The sequence below is a fragment of the Streptococcus marmotae genome (genome assembly GCF_001623565.1).
Classification (GTDB): Bacteria; Bacillota; Bacilli; order Lactobacillales; family Streptococcaceae; genus Streptococcus; species Streptococcus marmotae.
On record NZ_CP015196.1, the window covers coordinates 1,428,098 to 1,445,828 of the forward strand.

Here is a 17,731-nt window from a genome sequence, read left to right on the forward strand (position 1 = left end):
AAATAGAAAGAATAGAAAAAATACACAAAAGGAGTAAGAAATGGCACAAACCTATGGAGTAAAAAGTTTAACAACGACAACATTAGACAATGCAACCTTTTTTCAGTTGATGACAGAGAGTAAGGATACGATATCAGCCTTTGCCAAGGCTCATGCCAAAGAGAGCGTCTATCATCAGCAGTTGGAACAATTGACCAAGCTTTTAGAGAGCTACCAAGTCGCTCTGACCCCAAAAAGTGCGAGTAAGACCGTCAAGAGCTTGGAGCTGGCAGACCAGGAGCGAGACGATGCCTTGACCACGCTCACTAGCTTGATTCGAGCCTTTTCTCGGGTGAAAGACCAAGGAGCTAAGGCAGCCTATGAGACCCTATCCACGGTTCTCAAGCAGTACAAGGTTGAGACGACCACGAGCTATGAAAAAGAAAGTGCAGGGATTAGCCAATTGCTCAAGGCTCTTTCAAATAGTGCCTGCCAAGAAGCTCTTGAGCAGCTTCATCTGACACTCTATGTCGAGCAACTAAGCTCAGCACAAGCGAGTTTTGACAGTGCCTATAAGGCACGATTGACCGAGCAAAAGGAGGTGCTTCCGAGCCAGACCAAAAAACTCCGTGCCCAGCTAGCAGAGATTTACACCTTCTTGGTCGACTTTACAGCTATCATGGCTCATGCCTATCCAGACAGAGCCGAGCTTGCGGATCTCCGTGACCAGCTCAATGTCATCCGTTCCCGCTATAAGAAACGGAAAGTCACAAAGACCAGTGAGGTAGCCAGCCATGAAACTGCAATTTAAACACCAAGGGTTCCAGCTGGATGCGGTAGAAAGCATTGCCTCCCTCTTTCAAGGCCAGCCCAAGGAACAAGGGCAACGCTACCAGCTCGATCCAGGTCGAGGAAAGGCTGATGAGACGGACTTGATGATGGATGGATTTGGCAATACCCCTATTCGACTGGATGAACAGCTGGTGCGAGAGCAAGTCCGCACCCAGCAGATTGCTCAGGGCTTGGAGCCGTCTCAAAAGCTCCACACGGACATGGTTAACGGACGGCTAGCCTATCATTTCTCTATCGAGATGGAGACAGGGACAGGAAAGACCTATACCTACATTCGAACCATTATGGAGCTGAATAAACGCTACGGCTGGCTCAAGTTTATCGTTGTTGTGCCTAGTGTTGCCATCAGAGAAGGGGTGCTCAAGTCCTTTGAGATGATGCAGGATCATTTTCAGATGGAGTATGGCAAGAAGCCACGCTACTTTGTCTATGATTCGAGCCGTTTGGGAGATCTTGATACCTTTGCCAATACATCTGATATCCAGGTCATGATTATCAACTCCCAAGCCTTTAATGCCAAGGGCAAGGACGCAAGACGGATACACATGGAGCAGGAGAGTTTCCGCTGGAGACGGCCGATTGATGTGATCGCGAGTATGAGACCCATTCTTATCATCGATGAGCCCCAGTCTGTGGAGGGAAAGGCGACCAAGGAGCGGCTCAAGGACTTCAAACCGCTCTTTACGCTCCGCTATTCTGCTACGCACAAGGAAAAGTATGATATGGTCTATCGCTTGGACGCCATGGACGCTTACAATAAAAAGCTGGTCAAGAAGATTGCGGTTAAGACAATCGAGTCTTCTGGCACGACAGGAACCAACGGCTATCTCTATCTACAAGATTTGCTTCCTCAAAAGTCTGGTGCCCCCAAGGCCAAGATTGAGTTTGAAGCCCGCACTCAGTCAGGAGTCACACGAAAGACCAAGACAGTAGAAGAGGGCTTTGACCTGTATGCCGAGTCAGGTGAGCTAGCTGTGTACAAGGGCTGGACTCTGAGCCATTTTGATGCCCGTGATAATCGCATCCAGATTGGGGTAGATAAGCCGTTACATAAGGGGGAAATCATCGGCGAGCAAAACGAGGACGACTTGCGGATCTTGCAGATTCGTGAGACGATTAAGACCCATTTAAAAAAAGAAGCAGTCCTCTATCGCAAGGGGATCAAAGTCCTCTCGCTCTTTTTTATCGATGAAGTAGCTAAGTATAAGCAATATGATGAGCAACACAATCCCTTAAACGGCTCTTACGCTAGGGTATTTGAAACAGAATATAAGACTCAAGTCGCTGACTATCTAAAAGAGCACCCAGAGGGGCCTTACAGTGATTACTTGAGAGAGGCAGGTTCAGCTAGTCAGGTACATGCGGGGTATTTCTCTGTGGACAAGGTTAAAAAGTCCACTAAAACGATTTTTATCGATTCAAAGGGCAAGGGCGAGGAAGGTATTTCTGAGGATAAGGATGCCTATGACTTGATTATGAAGGACAAGGAACGCCTTTTGAGCTTTGAGGAGCCAGTTCGCTTTCTCTTTTCTCACTCGGCCCTGAGAGAAGGCTGGGACAATCCCAATGTCTTTCAGATTTGCACCCTTCGTCATACAGGCTCTGAGACAGCCAAGCGTCAGTCGATTGGGCGAGGCATGCGTCTAGCGGTGGATCAGGCAGGCGTTCGGCAGGATGTGGACTTGCTCGGGGCAGATGTCCATCAGATTAACCTACTCACGGTCATCGCCAATGAAAGTTTTGACAGTTTCTCACGAAGCTTGCAGGAAGAAATCCGAAAGGAGCTGGCCGATCGACCAGACAAGGTCGATACCGCTCTCTTTATCAAGTACACGGTACTTAAAAATGCTGCTGGTGCTAGCCTAGAAATGACCGAGGAAGTAGCACATAAGATTATGGATTATTTGATTCGTGAAGATTATCTAGATAGAGACGGCAAGCTGACAGAGGCCTGCTATCAGGCACGAGAAGCCAATGCCTTTGTATGGCCAGAAGAAGTAGCAGACTTTGGAGACCAGCTTTTGGCAATTCTTGATAGCGTTCATGATGGTAGTAGTTATCCAGTCGAAAATGGCAACCAAACCAGCATTGTGCTAGGAGATGAAATCAACCAAGAAAATCTGAACAAGGCTGAGTTTCTAGCACTGTGGAATAAAATCAATCACAAGACAGTCTACCAAGTTGCCTTTGATGATGAGGAGTTGATTGAAAAAGCGGTGAAGAGTCTCAATCACCACCTCCATGTCAAGGAAATCAGCTACCAAATCCGAGAGGAAAGTCTGGACAAGATTGACAAGGAAGGGCTCTCTTTTACCGTCGCAGAAAACAGTATCCAGACGCAGTATAGGAAGCCAACGGACATCGAGACGACCTATGATTTACTGGGTGAGGTGACCGAAAAGACCCAGCTGACCAGACGGACAGTGGCACAAATCTTACAAGCCATCTCGCCAAAGAAATTTGACCTGTTCCAAAAAAATCCAGAGGAGTTTATTCAAAACGTATCGAAGTTGATTAACCAAGAAAAGGCGACGCAGATTATCGAGCATATCGAGTATCACATGATTGATGAGGTCTATGAGACGGATGTATTTACGGAAAATCGCTTGAGTGCGAAGATTGGGGATGACTATCTTTTGGAGTCTAGAAAAGGCATCTACAACTATACCAAGGTCGACTCGAAGATTGAAAAAGAGTTCCAAAAGGATTTGGAACGGCATGAGGAAGTCAGTGTCTATACTAAGTTGCCGTCTGGATTTTTCATTTCAACACCACTTGGCAAGTACAATCCTGACTGGGCGGTGACCTTCAAGGAAGGCAGCGTCAAGCATATCTACTTTGTGGCAGAGACCAAGGGCAGCATGTCGAGTCTTGATCTCAAGCAAGCAGAGCAGTCCAAGATTGCCTGTGCAAGGGCACATTTCAAGAGCCTGAGAAAAGCAGGAATCTTGGAAGACGATACAGTTTATGATGTGGTAGACAGCTATGAAGGCCTGCTATCCATTGTGCGAGAGTAGGAAGAACATATGGAAACAAAAGAATTTCGCAAGATTGTGAACGCTCTTAAAAAACGTTCGTTACCAGAGAGCTACAAGCCGGAGTTGCTGGCTTCTTATAAAGCTGGACGGCTAAGCAGGCAGGATATGTTTGAGCATTTAGCGTCGCAGCTTGATAGGGATAAGTATTGGTATGTTGGTGGCAACACCTTCCTTTTTCTGAGTGTGCCAGAGCGCATCGCGATATTGACTGACATCCTTGGCAATGATTCGGTCCCTCTACTGATGGAAAAAGTAGAATACTCCTTTAGGGATTGGGATGATGAAGAAGAAAAAGTGCAAGTAGTGTGGGATGATGAAGAACAAGCGCAAGCAATGTGGGACATACTGCATCAGGATTGTTCTGGCCTTTCCGAGCGTAAGACAGAGAAGTTGCGCAAGTGGTTTGAGTATGAGATGTACTTCAACGTGTTCGAATTCCTAGTGGAACGATTTGTCAGCCTATGGCCCCGCTATCCCTTTGTCATGGCTGAGATGTTCAAGGAGAGATTTTGGCAGAATCGCGACTATAGCGAGCAAGAAGCCTTGTTACAGTGTGTAGGTATATTCAGCCCTTCTCCTTCCTTGTCTACTAGAAAGAAAAAGCGCTTGATCAAGGATTTTGTCACTTTTACGGTGGAAGAAGAAGAGGTGACAAAGGAAGTGATGCGTGCGAGGCAGGCTTTTGAAGAGGAGTTGTTCCAGCAGATTTTGGCGCAGAAAAAAGAGTTTGGTAAGGTAACGATTGATTTTTACAAAACAGTACCGCATTCTTTGGTTGAAGACTGTGTAGAGTATTACAGTTCTCTCTGCTGGTGGCTGGAATTTTCTGAGGTGTCGCCTGGTATGTATAGATGTGCTTTCAGTTTGTCTTGGAACGAGCCAATTCACATCGAATCTCACCTAAAGAACGAGTCAGAACTGGTTTTTTACAACACTGTTTTGGACCAGATGATTCTCGCTCCCTATCCAGAGAAACAACGAAGACACTGGCAGCAGCTGTTTCAGGCAGATAGGCAGAACATAGACCGGATCTTTAAGGAGATTTTAATCTATCTCTATCAAGGTGGCGGTTTATACGACCTCGTTTACAGTTTTTCAAAAACGCTCGAACCAGTCTTTAAGCTGTTAATTCTCAAACAAATAAGGGGCATCATTCCATCAGAGATACCGTTAGAAGATCGTCTGATTATTGCTTACCGGGAATCCCTCTATCCAGTTCCTGAGCATGAAAATGGTGAAGAGGGGCAACCAGAAGGAGCCGGCGTAGAAACAGGTGAACAGTTGCTTGAGCGCTTGAAATTACAAACCCTCACAGCAGCAAAAGAAAAAGAGCTCGTCGCAACATTGGCTCCTGAATCGCTAGAACTGTACCAAGAAATCCGCAAAAGAATGGACTATGTGAGACAGAAGTGTGAACAGATGTCTGGCAGTCGGGAAGAAGTTTTGGCACAGTATGAAGCCAAAAAGCAGGATTTTTATCATCAGTTACATGCCTATCTCTTGATTTGTCACCGGCCATATGACTATTCGGATGCCCAAGAGCTGATGCAGCAGCATCATGCGCGTTTGGAAGTTTTTTCGGATGATTTGCAAAAGTGGATTAGGGATCTAAACGAGGAAGAGCTGAGTGATTTTGAGATTAGTATGCGCATGATTTTTAGCAGTATGGAGGACGAAGATGACTAAAAAGGAATTACGGCTGTATTTGCTTATCAGTGTTTTTGCAAATGCCATATTGCTCCCATTCTTTCTCATCAACATGTTGGAACAAGAGATCAAGACTGAAATGCGTCAATCGGCTAGTCCATCTACTAGCCAGTCATCTAGCACAAGCTCATCAATGCCAAGGAGCTCAACGTCCAGTACTTCGAGCACAAGCTCATCTAGTAGTTCAAGCACTAGTAGCGCTTCTTCTACGGCTACGTCAACGACTAGTTCTTCTACTACAAGTCCTTCTACAGAAGCACCTCCAGCTCCTGTATCTAGCTGGGCTTCGGAGGTGATTGTTGGCATGCCTCAAGAGTTAATCGACAGCTGGTCAGGGGAAAATGCGGTGACAGGTGAAAAATATGATGTGAGTTTTCATGTCACTGGATTTGTCGTTGCACGAACGATCTACGACGAGAACCGTCATGGGACAACTTTCAGTGGTATTACGGGTCTGGAGCGAGTCGGTGACCACCTATTTCGCTACCAGTTAGCTGCGGGAGAGGATGCTAGCGCACTTATTGTTGGAGGAGGGATTGGTGGCCATAGCGTCAAGTTTGATCATGGGATTCGTATCATTGATGCAAATACTATCCAACCTGTTATTTGGCAGGCTAGCATTACGGAAGACTTTAATTATGCCAACCCTTTGCCAGGCCCTCTATTGACACGAAGAGGAAGCTAGCTTTTGGTAGACGAAGATAGTAGAGACATGGTACAATGAGATGAAATGGAGGGTTATATGGCAAAGAAAACATCTTCTTCTGATGGTGCTAGGAGTTGTATGGGATTGACACTTGGCTTAGCATGCCTCATTTGGTTGTTGGGGGTCATCTGGAAGTTTCTATTAGGGGGCGCTCTGCTAGCGTTAGTAGGATGGGGAACCGTCGTGTTACTAAAACGATATAAAGAGACGCAAATCCGCCAACTAGGAACATTGATGGATCAGATTTCAATTGATTATGCAAAGTGGGAGAGTCTTTCAGCTGCTGGTGAAGAAGCGGCGCTCAAAATGGGGCTAGAAAAAAATCTTCGAGATAACTTTGAAGACTTAAAACTTCTTCTCGGTCGGTCAAAAGTAGCCGATGATGTCTTGAAAAGAGCTACTGACTTGCTTCAGCTAGAAAAAAATCTATCGCTTCCTGCCACCAAATCAAAGGGGCCTGTACAGAAACAAGAAGAACCGGAAGTGCAAGAAGTGCACGCCACCTCAGATAGTTCTTCTCCAGAGCGAGCTGAGATTGTCCAGTATGCTCCGGAGATTGCAGAAACCTATGCCAGTATCATGGTAGATCACGAAGCTATCCTCCAGAAAATAGAAGAATTGGAGGATGGCCAATCCGAAGAATTATTGGCCTTGCATATGGTTGATATGAGGAAATTTTCGGATGTTTTAGATGGTTATTTGAAAATAAAGAAAGAACCGAAGAATTACAACCAAGCGCAGGAGCGCTTAGATAGAGCGAAAAAAGCGCTGGAAAAATTTGATAAAAAATTGGATATTTCATTGCGTTTACTAAATGAAAATAAACTACGAGATTTTGAAGTTAGTTTACGGATGATGGAACAGGAGGCTAAAGAATGAGCGAGTTTAATTTTGATTTAGATGAAATTGCTTCAAATACAATCAAGACGGTCGATAAAACGACAGAGATCATCAGTAATCAGTTACCGTCGGACAGGAAGGAGTTGCGTTTTTTAACGACCCTGAGTCCAGAACAACAAGAGGGCATTCGGCAACGAACCCCTCAGTTGGTTGACAAGTTTGTCGAAAACCAGACCATGCTCTTGGATTTTGGGAAAGAAGCTATCGAAAATGTCAATAATATTATCAATCAGCTGTCGAGAGAACAGAAAAATCTTCAAATTCCACAGGTAGATGATTTATTTCTTCAAGTCCATCGTGAGATGAATGGATTTGTCGCAAAATACAAGGATGCCAAACCGGTTGAATTGGAGAAAAAACCGAATCTTTTCCAACGGATGTTCAAAAAAACAAAAAATTCCTTGGAGGAAATGTATCTGACCTCTCAGTCGATAGAGGATCGTTTGGATAGCATAGCTGCTAGTACGGTCAAACAAGAGGATGATTTGGCTCGAAACATTATTGCGGCAGAGCGGTTGATTGAGGAAAATACCCAATCAATCGAAAAGTTGGTCGGTGTGATTGCCTTTGTTGAATCCAGTTTGGAAGAATCCAATCAGCGGGCAGTTGCATTGCAAGGTGAGATGGCTCAACTAGATAGCAGCAGTCCGGTATACCATGTCAAATCGGAAGAACTGGCTCGTATGACAGAGGTAGTGAATATGCTTGAGCAACAGCGGACAGAACACATGAATCGTCTTTATACTGCTTGGGCGACGACACCAGGTCTCCGTAATTTGGTCAAGACCTCTTCAGATATCCGACAAAAATTTGGTATGGTTCGCCGACATACGATTCCGCAACTGAAGCTAAATCTTGTGAATATAGGATTTATGCAGCAATCACTCAAAGCTGGTATGACGATAGATGCTATTGTCAATGCCAATAATGCCGCAGCTCAGATGTTAGCAGAAACTAGTAAGGAAGTTATTCCCCAGCTTGAACGCTCAGCGCAGAATCCAACCATGTCTATAGAAGCTGTGACCAGTTTGGCGGAGAGCATTGTTGCCCAAAATGAGGGGATTATAGCAGCTATCGAGGAAGGACGCAGAAAACGGCAGGAACTAGAAGCAACCATCCTTCGTTCTGCTGAGGTTATCAATGATTCCAATAAACTTCGTGATGAAAAAATCGTCCAAGCCCTTTTGAATCAAGGGCTGGAAAACCAGAAAGAAGTTGATGGAGCGAGTGAAGAAGGGATGGGAGCAAACTAGTCCAGCCCAAGATTAGAATAAAAGGAGTGGGACAGTCGATTTCTACGAAATCACGATTGAGTCCCACTCCCTATTTTTGGCTAAATTAAGAAGCTATATTCATAAATTATACATTGACTTATGACACGAAAAAGATAGGATACAGATTTAACTGATGGAGGATGGGCTAAGCTTGAGTCCTATTTCTCAAACCACAGCACCTAAATGAAGCCTTATTGCAACAGTTTTGACGAAATGATGACTGAGGAGTTCTAGTGTCCAGTCGATATTTCTAAAAAATCAAAGGAAGCTGGCAAATTATTCCCAAGCGAGGGGGCAATCGGACTTACTCTTGCTTGAATCACTCTAGATAATTAGCTAAGAATGTTGAAAAATCAGTAGCTTCAGAGGTTGCTTTTGTGAAATGAACATGCATTAGTCGGCTTTTAAGGACTTTATGATGTTGGGAATACAAGTTCTAAAATGAAGACTTCTTCCGAGTATTCTTGTCCTACCAGAAAGAAGTCTTTTTAGATATTTCAGATTAGTTTTTTGTTAAATGAGTTACACCAAATGCAGTTTGATCAGTAAGTACATATCCATCTTTCTTGCCAAGTCCCCAATAGATTTTAGAGCGAAAACAGAATATAAATACGATAATGAACCAAAGTACGGCAAGAGCATAGTCATACCAGATATACATTTTGCTATCAAATACATTTATGAAATAGTATAAGCCAATAGGCCCTAGTCCCAAAATTGCGGTAATTAAGCCAGCATTGTAAATGCTTTTTAACCTTAAATTAAATATGGAATGCATAATGACTTCCATTAAAAGAAACAACATGGCAGATAATGTTAGAAAACGCACATTAGGTAGTAAAAGTGGGAATACATAAACTAAAATTAGGAATGTCCAGTTTCCAAACATCGAATTGAGATTGTTGCAATCCCACTTGGTTTTATCCATCTCATTGTTGCCAAGGAGTAGTTTTACTCCGAGTAGGGGAAATCCTCCAGGATAACCGAATTCCTCGAAAAAATGTAGAAACAACATACAAATGGAAGCCAAAAGACATTTTTGCACCTCGGTTACTGGCAAAAAAATCGCAAGCAGAGCCGTTAGACCAGCGAGATAGATAGAAATGTTATACCAATTATTTATCATTTTTTTCATAGAAATTACCTCTCAATTATATTATAATTAAATTATAATACGACACAGTGTAAAATAAAACAGGCAGTAGAGTGTAAAATGTCTAATTATAGGGGGCAATATGGCACGTCCAAGGAAAACAGAGTATGCTAATAGGGCTGTAGTAAAAATAGAAAATGCTTTTTGGAAACTTTTAGAGACGGAGAAATATACGGATATTACTGTTCTTAGGATTGCTCAAGATTCTGGGGTTAATCGTAATTCTTTTTATTATCATTATAAAGATATGGATGATTTGGCTTATCAAGCATTTAAGAATAATGCAAGGAACGATGCCTCGAGAATGATGATTTCGTCAATTTTAACTGTCTTAACATTGCAAGATGATGAAAAAAAATCAGATATTGATATGTCTATTTTACCAAATTCGAGACGTATCATGTTGTGTGCTAGAAGTGAGTCAACATACCTGAAACAACTGGTGAATGACTTTTTAAAGGAGATATGGTTAGATTCTTTTTCGATTGATGAAAGTCATTTGACAACAGAGGAGAAATTACAACTTGATTTTATTTTTGCAGGGATTGTAACTACTCTGGGAAGTCAAGAGGTTGAGGATGATCCGCTTTTGATGTTAAAACTTGTGTCGTCAGAAATAGGAAAATCGATGCTTTTAACGATGAAGAAAATATCAGTAGCGCAAAATAATCGTTTTCTAGAAACTAAGCAGAATTTGCAGGGATGATAAATCCCAATTTTCATAACGATAGTAAATCTTAATTTCTAGTTACAGTCTTTATTCATTTTAGTAGCTAGAAAATCTCTCCCCACACTTCCTTCATGCTAATTTGGAGGAGATTTGGTATAATAGCAGGAGAATGACGAGGTGAGAAAAGATGAAAAAAATCTTGATTGTAGATGATGAAAAGCCGATTTCAGATATTATTAAATTTAATATGATACGAGAGGGGTATGAGGTAGTGACGGCCTTTGATGGTCGAGAAGCCTTGGCCTTATTTGAAGCAGAATTTCCAGATATTGTGATTTTGGACTTGATGTTACCAGAAATTGATGGACTTGAAGTGGCACGTACGATTCGCAAGACTAGCAATGTGCCTATTTTGATGCTATCTGCTAAGGACAGCGAGTTTGACAAGGTGATTGGTCTTGAGATTGGGGCGGATGACTATGTGACCAAGCCGTTTTCAAATCGGGAATTGCAGGCACGGGTCAAAGCCTTATTGCGCCGCAGTGAATTAACTGAAACGCAGATCACATCGGAAACAGCGGGAACACCTGAGTTGGTCATTGGTGATTTGGTGATTAACCCTGATGGATTTGTGGCGAAAAAGCACGGCAAAGAGCTAGAATTGACCCACCGTGAATTTGAGCTGCTCCATCATTTGTCTAAACACTTGGGACAAGTCATGACTCGGGAGCATTTACTTGAAACCGTATGGGGCTATGATTACTTTGGTGATGTACGGACAGTCGATGTGACCGTTCGTCGCTTACGTGAGAAAATTGAAGACACACCGAGCCGTCCAGAGTACATCTTGACACGGCGTGGTGTGGGGTATTATATAAAGGGAAATGATTAATCAATTACGGTATTTAATTACCAAGCCGGAGTTTTGGTTTGTCGTCATTTTGATTGGTTTTGTCATTGCGCTCAGTATTTTGTTGATTGAAAATCATCGTGATAATCAGCAGATTAAAGAACTCAATAAAAAAGTCAAGCATTTGATTGAGTTAGACTACTCGGATATTCTTGATTTACGAGGCAGTCCTGAGATTACAGATATGGCTAATTCACTCAACGATTTGTCTGAAGTGATTCGTTTGACCCATGACCATTTGGAGCAGGAAAAGACGCGTCTCGCTTCTATTCTTGCTTATATGAGTGACGGAGTGATGGCGGCAGATCGTATGGGGCGAGTCATTATGGTCAATGAAACCGCGCAAAAGCAGTTGGGCTTGGCTTCCAAAACGACGGAACAACGGGATTTGTTGGACATTTTAGGACTTCGTGACCAGTATAGTTTTCGTGATTTGCTAGCCCAGACCCCTGAAATTGTCATCGAGCACGATAATGAAGAGGGAGAATTTCTGACCTTACGGGCCAATTTTGCAACGATTCGGAGTGAAAGTGGTTTGATTTCAGGTCTGGTCGTCGTTTTGCATGATATGACTGAGCAGGCTAAGGAAGAGCGGGAGCGACGTTTGTTTGTTTCCAATGTCAGTCATGAATTGCGGACGCCACTTACCTCGGTCAAATCCTATCTAGAGGCTCTTGATGATGGAGCCTTGACGGAATCTGTCGCACCGAGCTTTGTCAAGGTGTCACTCGATGAGACCAACCGCATGATGCGAATGATTTCAGATTTGCTCAGTCTGTCACGGATTGACAATCAAGTCAGTTTAGCAGATGTGGAACTGATTAACTTTACAGCCTTTGTCACCTTTATCTTAAACCGATTTGATCAGATGAAGAACAAGGAGACAGACAAGGAGTATACGATTATCCGTGATTATCAAATTACACCGATTTGGATTGAGATTGATACGGACAAGATGACCCAGGTCATGGATAATATTTTAAACAATGCCCTCAAATACTCACCTGATGGTGGCAAGATTACCTTTAGCATGAAGACGACAGATACCCAATTGATTGTGTCGATTTCAGACGAAGGATTAGGAATTCCCAAGGCCGATTTGCCCCGCATTTTTGACCGTTTTTATCGAGTGGATAAGGCTCGTTCAAGGGCGCAAGGTGGGACAGGACTTGGCCTTGCTATTGCCAAGGAAATTGTCAAGCAGCATAAGGGCTTTATCTGGGCTAAGAGCGAGTATGGGCATGGCTCAACCTTTACCATTGTTTTGCCGTATATCAAAGAGATTACGACGGATGATTGGGAGGATGCAGAAGAGGAAGAATAGGAGTGTATGGGAAAAACGGGATTTCGTTATAGTATTTTAGCCTCTGGTTCGAGTGGAAATTCCTTTTACTTGGAGACAGAGAAGAAAAAGATTTTAGTAGATGCAGGCTTGTCTGGTAAGAAAATTACCAGCTTGCTAGCAGAAATTAATCGTAGGCCAGAAGACTTGGATGCCATTTTGGTCACGCATGAGCATAGCGATCATATCCATGGAATTGGCGTTCTAGCCCGCAAATATGGTATGGACATTTATGCTAACGAAGCGACTTGGCAGGCTATGGAGGGAAAATTAGGTAAGATTGCCCTTGAGCAAAAGCACATTTTTGAGTTGGGTGTGACCAAAACCTTTGGGGACTTGGATATAGAGAGTTTTGGAGTCAGCCATGATGCAGCTTGTCCACAATTTTACCGCTTTATGAAGGATAACAAGAGCTTTGTGATGCTAACAGATACAGGTTATGTGAGCGATCGACTGGCAGGGATTGTGGAAAATGCAGATGGATACCTGATTGAATCCAATCATGACATTGAAATTCTACGCGCAGGTTCTTACTCATGGAATCTCAAGCAGCGGATTTTGTCAGACAAGGGACATCTTTGTAACGAAGACGGAGCAGATGCTATGATTCGTTCTCTTGGTAATCGAACCAAGAAGATTTACCTAGGTCATCTGAGCAAGGAAAACAATATCAAGGAACTGGCCCACATGACTATGGTCAATCAGCTGGCTCAAGCTGATTTGGGAGTTGGCGTTGACTTCCAAGTATATGATACATCACCAGATACCGCTACCCCCTTAACGGAGATATAGTCACATCAGAGCCATATGGATGTTTACCGTCTGTATGGTTTTTGTTTATAGGAAAAATCCCCTTGTCAGTGGCTAAAAAGTGTGGTATAGTATGGTTAATAAATGAAAAGAGGTTAGAGAAACCATGAATAACAACTAAATCTACTGTTTGTTTTACCCCTTATACTCTATAAAATCAAGATCTGACTAGGCAACGAAATCGAAGGTAGGAGGCTGAGACAAACCCAGCCCGACCCTAGAAATACAGGAGTGAGGATAATCGATTTCTTCGAAATCATGATTGAATCCCACTTTCGAAGATGAGTTAACGATGGAAGAAGCTGATTTTTGACGAGTATGATTTCTGTGCACTAAGGATAGTGCTGATACAAGGGGTAAGACTGTACTGTTGAGATTTAGAAGTTCTACTTGATGGACATGGTGAGGTGATGAATTGACCTGTCTCACTTGGATGTTCATGAGTAGTTAGTGGTTTTTCTTTGACTGTCACAGCAAAGGAAGGCTATGTTAGAGATTGCTACTTTAGCATGGCTTTTTGTGTACCCTTCTAAATCTTTTTGTAAGCATCAGAAGGAGACGAAGTATGGAAGTTATCACCTGTATCAATCTTAAAAAGGAAGTGGAAGGAAGAGAGTTAGTCACTATTCCTCATCTGAACGTTCAATCAGGACAAAGAATAGGGCTTATAGGTGAAAATGGAATAGGAAAGTCTAGTTTGTTAAACATCTTTATCGGAGCAGATGAAGAATACAGTGGACAGGTATGGATACGCTCAGATTGGGCTTATGTGCCCCAGCTGAAGGAGGCGAGTAGTTTATCGGGTGGTGAACAGACCTTGAAGGCTATCAAAAAAGCCTTGTCTCAACGGGCAGGTATCCTATTTTTGGATGAGCCGACGGCTAGTATGGATCAAGAAAATCGTCAGTGGTTGATTCATCAATTAAGACGGTATAAAGGGACAGTTATTGTCGTGAGTCATGATCGCTATTTTTTGAATCAAGTTGTTGACCATATTTGGCTATTAGCCGAACAAACAATTACATCCTATGTAGGCAACTATCAGGCATTTGAAGAAGCGAGAAAAAAGGATCGTGAACAGCAAGAACAGGCTTATCAGCACTACCAGCAGACGGTCAATCACTTGGGTGACGTTGTACAAACGCGAAAACAAAGAGCAGACAAGCTAACCAAACGCAAAAAAGGGCGATCGAGTTCGGAGTGGAAAGTCCAATCTCAAATGGGAAGCTACGACAGTCAGGCAAAAGCTATGGCCAAGGGCGCAAAAGCAATTGAGAAGCGAATAGAGCGTTTAGAAACGATTAAGCAGCCTCGCAAAGAAGCTTGGGCAAAATTGGAAATGAGAGGAGTAATCGAACAAGACATTCACACCTTATTCCGTTTAGCGGCTGGTCAGGTTAGGATAGACGGTCAGCGGTTATTTGACTATCCGTCATTTTCGATGCAAAAAGGAAATCGTCTCGCACTTACGGGGAGAAATGGCTCTGGTAAAACGACTTTTATTCGTCAGTTGATGAGAAAAGAGCTTGCAGGTTATTTTTCAGAAAAACTAGCCATAGCCTATTTTGCTCAGGATTTGCAGGATCTTGATGAAACACAATCAGCCTTTGAAAATGCCGCTAGTTGTTCAGTCCAAGATAGGGTAACGATTTTAAATCTACTGGCAATGCTCGGCATTCGCTATGAGAAAGCAAGGCAAAAGGTGGCTGTTTTATCAGGCGGTGAGCGGGTTCGTCTCTCTTTAGCAAAGACTTTGTTGAGTGACCATCATTTATTGATTTTGGATGAACCAACCAATTTTTTAGATTTGACGACCATTCTAGCTTTGGAACAATTTTTAAAAGACTATAAGGGAAGTTTGATTGTCATCTCCCATGATCCAGCATTTGTCGCTAACGTAACGAATCAGACATGGAACATTGAAAACGGTGTCTTGAAACAAGTCAGTCACGGGTATAGGCTTGATTAGAAATAGGCTGAAAAACACTTGTCCAAACAGAAAAAAATGAGTTCGATATGTTATAATAGAGGAGAATTTTCTAGAATGAGGTTTGATGAGTGACAAAAAATACCTATTCCCGTAAAGGACGTGAGGACAGTTTTATTCCTCGACGATTAGCAATTCTATTTGCGATTGTTATCGCCTTGTTTTCTATTTTGATTGCAAGGCTGGCTTATATGCAGATTATCAATAAAGATTTTTACACCGATAAATTGGCGAAAGCTAGTCAAAAAGTGATTACCAATAGCTCTGTGCGAGGTCAGATTTATGATGCTAAGGGTGTTCCCTTGGTGGAGAATCAGGTAGAGCAAGTAGCGACCTTTACACGCTCCAATAAAATGACAGCTCAGCAGATGAAAGAAGTCGCCCAAAATCTATTAAAATGGTTAACGTTGACAGATGTGACTGTCACACCCAGAGACCGAGCGGATTTTTATTTGGCAGATCCTGCTGTTTATGCTGAAGTGGTCAGACAGTTACCAAAAGAGCAGCGGATGGATACAGCAGGAAATGCCTTAGATGAATCGGTTATCTACAACAATGCTGTCGCAAGTCTGACAGAAGAACAGACGACCTATTCAGAAGAGGAATTAAAAGTTGTTGAATTATTCTCTCAAATGAATGCTGCAGCCTATTTTGAAACGGTTAATTTGGTGACCGATCCACTAACTGCTGAGCAGATTGCTATGATTGCGGCAAATGAAGCAGAATTACCGGGCATTTCTACCGCAAGCAACTGGAATCGGATTGTGACTCCCACCTCTCTAGCCTCCATCATTGGTACAGTAACGACTCAACAAGCTGGCTTACCGAAAGAAGATGCTGAGGAGTATTTGGCTAAAGGCTACTCCCTCAATGATCGTGTGGGTACTGCTTACTTAGAAAAGCAATATGAAGAAGTGTTGCAAGGTCAGCGCGAAAAGAAAGAGATAAACCTTGACCGCAATGGAAACGTAGAGAGTATTACAACGATTCAAGAAGGAGGGAAAGGCAATAATGTTAAGTTGACCATTGATTTAGCCTTCCAGGACGGAGTGAACGCTATCTTGAAGAAATATTTTGATAGCGAGTTGGCTACGGGGAGCGCACGCTATTCCGAAGGTGTGTATGCTGTTGTATTGGAACCACAGACAGGAGCAGTCCTTGCCATGGCAGGTTATAGCCATGATAAAAAGACCAATGAAGTTAAGGAAAATGCTCTAGGGACCCTTACAAATGCCTTTGTACCGGGATCTATCGTTAAGGGAGCAACCATTACATCAGGATGGGAGAACGGTGTGATTTCGGGCAATCAAGTTTTGAAAGATCAACCGATTCAATTTGCAGGTTCCGCTCCAATCAATTCTTGGTTTACAGCTTATGGTAGCCGAGATATTACCGCTGTGGAAGCCTTGCAATACTCTTCGAATACCTATATGGTGCAAATTGCACTTGATATTCTTGGACAACCCTATGTGCCTGGTATGATTCTGAATGAGACAAATCAGCTCACCCCATCTATGGAGAAAATGCGGTCAACCTTTGGGGAATATGGACTTGGTGTGGCAACGGGGATTGACCTCCCACTAGAGTCGACAGGATTTATTCCTACAGACTACACCCTTTCTAATTATCTTACAAATGCTTTTGGACAATTTGACAACTATACACCTTTACAGATGGCTCAATATGCGGCCACTGTTGCAAATGACGGGACTCGTGTGTCACCTCATCTTGTTCAAGGGATTTATGATAACGATGAAGAAGGTGGGTTGGGTAAGTTAGTGGAAGAAGTTTCTGGAAAAGAATTGAATAAGGTACAGATTTCTGATGAAGAGATGGGCATCATTCAAGAAGGATTTTATATGGTTGTAAATGGCGGCTATGGCTTTACAACTGGTTCTGAAATCAGAAATGGTGCAAGTGTCCCAATCAGTGCCAAAACAGGGACCGCCGAAACATTTGTTACAACAGAAACAGGACAAGTGCTGAGCGCTGTCAATACGAATATTGTCTCCTATGCGCCAAGTTCCCATCCAAAGATTGCTGTAGCGGTTGTCCTACCCAATCTGACGAATCTAAATTCCACTACTAGTAAGTACATTACAACGGAAATCATCAACTTGTACAATTCGCTCTATCCTATGAATCAGTAGAGGCTAGCGGAATCTTCTGGGAGATTATCCGTGAAAAAGAGACTATTCAGTCTTGAGACCGATGTCTTTTTCTTTGGGCTAGGGTATACTATAGTCAATCCTAAAATTTTTCATAATCTCCGAAAACAACCAGCCATAAGGCTGGTGTTTTTTTGCTAGATGATACTCGTCAAGAATCAAAACCTGACGTTGTTAACTTACCTTCCTTCAGCAGTCCAGCTAACCTTCGTTACCCTTGCTGTTTTTTAGGGGA

At 42.8% G+C, this 17,731-nt stretch carries 14 protein-coding genes; 12 read left to right on the forward strand and 2 right to left on the reverse strand.

Annotation, left to right across the window (positions count from 1 at the left end; translation table 11 throughout):
• The first annotated feature begins 40 nt into the window (after positions 1-40).
• The 3 genes from A4H00_RS07200 to A4H00_RS07210 are packed head-to-tail and all read left to right on the forward strand — an operon-like array spanning position 41 to position 5,555.
• Positions 41-790, forward strand: coding sequence for a DUF6261 family protein (locus A4H00_RS07200; RefSeq protein ID WP_067088640.1), 750 nt, complete (start codon positions 41-43; stop codon positions 788-790).
• Positions 774-3,848, forward strand: coding sequence for a type III restriction-modification system endonuclease (locus A4H00_RS07205; protein WP_067088643.1), 3,075 nt, complete (start codon positions 774-776; stop codon positions 3,846-3,848). The genes A4H00_RS07200 and A4H00_RS07205 overlap by 17 nt, the downstream gene beginning before the upstream one ends.
• A gap of 9 nt (positions 3,849-3,857) precedes the next feature.
• Positions 3,858-5,555, forward strand: coding sequence for a hypothetical protein (locus tag A4H00_RS07210; RefSeq protein WP_067088648.1), 1,698 nt, complete (start codon positions 3,858-3,860; stop codon positions 5,553-5,555).
• A gap of 105 nt (positions 5,556-5,660) precedes the next feature.
• On the opposite strand, the gene A4H00_RS07215 is transcribed toward A4H00_RS07210, so the two are convergent.
• Entirely contained in the window at positions 5,661-5,882 is a 222-nt protein-coding gene (locus tag A4H00_RS07215) for a hypothetical protein (protein WP_067088650.1), read from the reverse strand.
• On the opposite strand from A4H00_RS07215, the gene A4H00_RS07220 reads away from it, so the two are divergent.
• The 3 genes from A4H00_RS07220 to A4H00_RS07230 are packed head-to-tail and all read left to right on the forward strand — an operon-like array spanning position 5,881 to position 8,435.
• Positions 5,881-6,261 (forward strand): hypothetical protein, encoded by a 381-nt coding sequence (locus A4H00_RS07220; protein WP_067088652.1) that lies wholly within the window; start codon positions 5,881-5,883, stop codon positions 6,259-6,261. The genes A4H00_RS07215 and A4H00_RS07220 overlap by 2 nt on opposite strands.
• A 57-nt stretch (positions 6,262-6,318) precedes the next feature.
• Entirely contained in the window at positions 6,319-7,161 is an 843-nt protein-coding gene (locus A4H00_RS07225) for a hypothetical protein (RefSeq protein ID WP_067088655.1), read from the forward strand.
• The gene (locus A4H00_RS07230; RefSeq protein ID WP_067088657.1) at positions 7,158-8,435 is read left to right on the forward strand and encodes a toxic anion resistance protein; all 1,278 of its coding nucleotides are present in this window, start codon (positions 7,158-7,160) and stop codon (positions 8,433-8,435) included. The genes A4H00_RS07225 and A4H00_RS07230 overlap by 4 nt, the downstream gene beginning before the upstream one ends.
• 523 nt (positions 8,436-8,958) lie before the next feature.
• Here A4H00_RS07230 and A4H00_RS07235 read toward each other — a convergent pair.
• Positions 8,959-9,591, reverse strand: coding sequence for an HXXEE domain-containing protein (locus tag A4H00_RS07235; protein ID WP_067088660.1), 633 nt, complete (start codon positions 9,589-9,591; stop codon positions 8,959-8,961).
• Positions 9,592-9,691: 100 nt separating this feature from the next.
• On the opposite strand from A4H00_RS07235, the gene A4H00_RS07240 reads away from it, so the two are divergent.
• The 6 genes from A4H00_RS07240 to pbp2b all read left to right on the forward strand — a co-directional run bounded on the left by A4H00_RS07240 (position 9,692) and on the right by pbp2b (position 17,478).
• Positions 9,692-10,315 (forward strand): TetR/AcrR family transcriptional regulator, encoded by a 624-nt coding sequence (locus A4H00_RS07240; RefSeq protein WP_067088664.1) that lies wholly within the window; start codon positions 9,692-9,694, stop codon positions 10,313-10,315.
• A gap of 151 nt (positions 10,316-10,466) precedes the next feature.
• Positions 10,467-11,171, forward strand: a complete 705-nt coding sequence (gene yycF / locus A4H00_RS07245; RefSeq protein ID WP_067088667.1) for a response regulator YycF — start codon at positions 10,467-10,469, stop codon at positions 11,169-11,171.
• Positions 11,164-12,513, forward strand: coding sequence for a cell wall metabolism sensor histidine kinase VicK (gene vicK / locus A4H00_RS07250; protein WP_067088670.1), 1,350 nt, complete (start codon positions 11,164-11,166; stop codon positions 12,511-12,513). Before yycF ends, vicK begins: the two co-directional genes overlap by 8 nt.
• A 6-nt stretch (positions 12,514-12,519) precedes the next feature.
• The gene (locus tag A4H00_RS07255) at positions 12,520-13,323 is read left to right on the forward strand and encodes an MBL fold metallo-hydrolase (RefSeq protein ID WP_067088673.1); all 804 of its coding nucleotides are present in this window, start codon (positions 12,520-12,522) and stop codon (positions 13,321-13,323) included.
• Positions 13,324-13,906: 583 nt separating this feature from the next.
• Entirely contained in the window at positions 13,907-15,310 is a 1,404-nt protein-coding gene (gene abc-f / locus A4H00_RS07260; protein ID WP_067088676.1) for a ribosomal protection-like ABC-F family protein, read from the forward strand.
• Positions 15,311-15,399: 89 nt separating this feature from the next.
• A complete protein-coding gene (gene pbp2b / locus A4H00_RS07265) occupies positions 15,400-17,478 on the forward strand; it encodes a penicillin-binding protein PBP2B (RefSeq protein ID WP_067088679.1) in 2,079 nt (692 codons plus the stop codon).
• The last annotated feature ends 253 nt before the right edge of the window (positions 17,479-17,731 follow it).

What these genes read in the sequence shown, in the direction of transcription:
- A4H00_RS07200 (WP_067088640.1), top strand. Translation starts at nt 41, where the DNA reads ATGGCACAAACCTATGGAGTAAAAAGTTTAACAACGACAACATTAGAC.
- A4H00_RS07205 (WP_067088643.1), top strand. Translation starts at nt 774, where the DNA reads ATGAAACTGCAATTTAAACACCAAGGGTTCCAGCTGGATGCGGTAGAA.
- A4H00_RS07210 (WP_067088648.1), top strand. Translation starts at nt 3,858, where the DNA reads ATGGAAACAAAAGAATTTCGCAAGATTGTGAACGCTCTTAAAAAACGT.
- A4H00_RS07220 (WP_067088652.1), top strand. Translation starts at nt 5,881, where the DNA reads ATGCCTCAAGAGTTAATCGACAGCTGGTCAGGGGAAAATGCGGTGACA.
- A4H00_RS07215 (WP_067088650.1), bottom strand. Translation starts at nt 5,882, where the DNA reads ATGCCAACAATCACCTCCGAAGCCCAGCTAGATACAGGAGCTGGAGGT.
- A4H00_RS07225 (WP_067088655.1), top strand. Translation starts at nt 6,319, where the DNA reads ATGGCAAAGAAAACATCTTCTTCTGATGGTGCTAGGAGTTGTATGGGA.
- A4H00_RS07230 (WP_067088657.1), top strand. Translation starts at nt 7,158, where the DNA reads ATGAGCGAGTTTAATTTTGATTTAGATGAAATTGCTTCAAATACAATC.
- A4H00_RS07235 (WP_067088660.1), bottom strand. Translation starts at nt 9,591, where the DNA reads ATGAAAAAAATGATAAATAATTGGTATAACATTTCTATCTATCTCGCT.
- A4H00_RS07240 (WP_067088664.1), top strand. Translation starts at nt 9,692, where the DNA reads ATGGCACGTCCAAGGAAAACAGAGTATGCTAATAGGGCTGTAGTAAAA.
- yycF (WP_067088667.1), top strand. Translation starts at nt 10,467, where the DNA reads ATGAAAAAAATCTTGATTGTAGATGATGAAAAGCCGATTTCAGATATT.
- vicK (WP_067088670.1), top strand. Translation starts at nt 11,164, where the DNA reads ATGATTAATCAATTACGGTATTTAATTACCAAGCCGGAGTTTTGGTTT.
- A4H00_RS07255 (WP_067088673.1), top strand. Translation starts at nt 12,520, where the DNA reads ATGGGAAAAACGGGATTTCGTTATAGTATTTTAGCCTCTGGTTCGAGT.
- abc-f (WP_067088676.1), top strand. Translation starts at nt 13,907, where the DNA reads ATGGAAGTTATCACCTGTATCAATCTTAAAAAGGAAGTGGAAGGAAGA.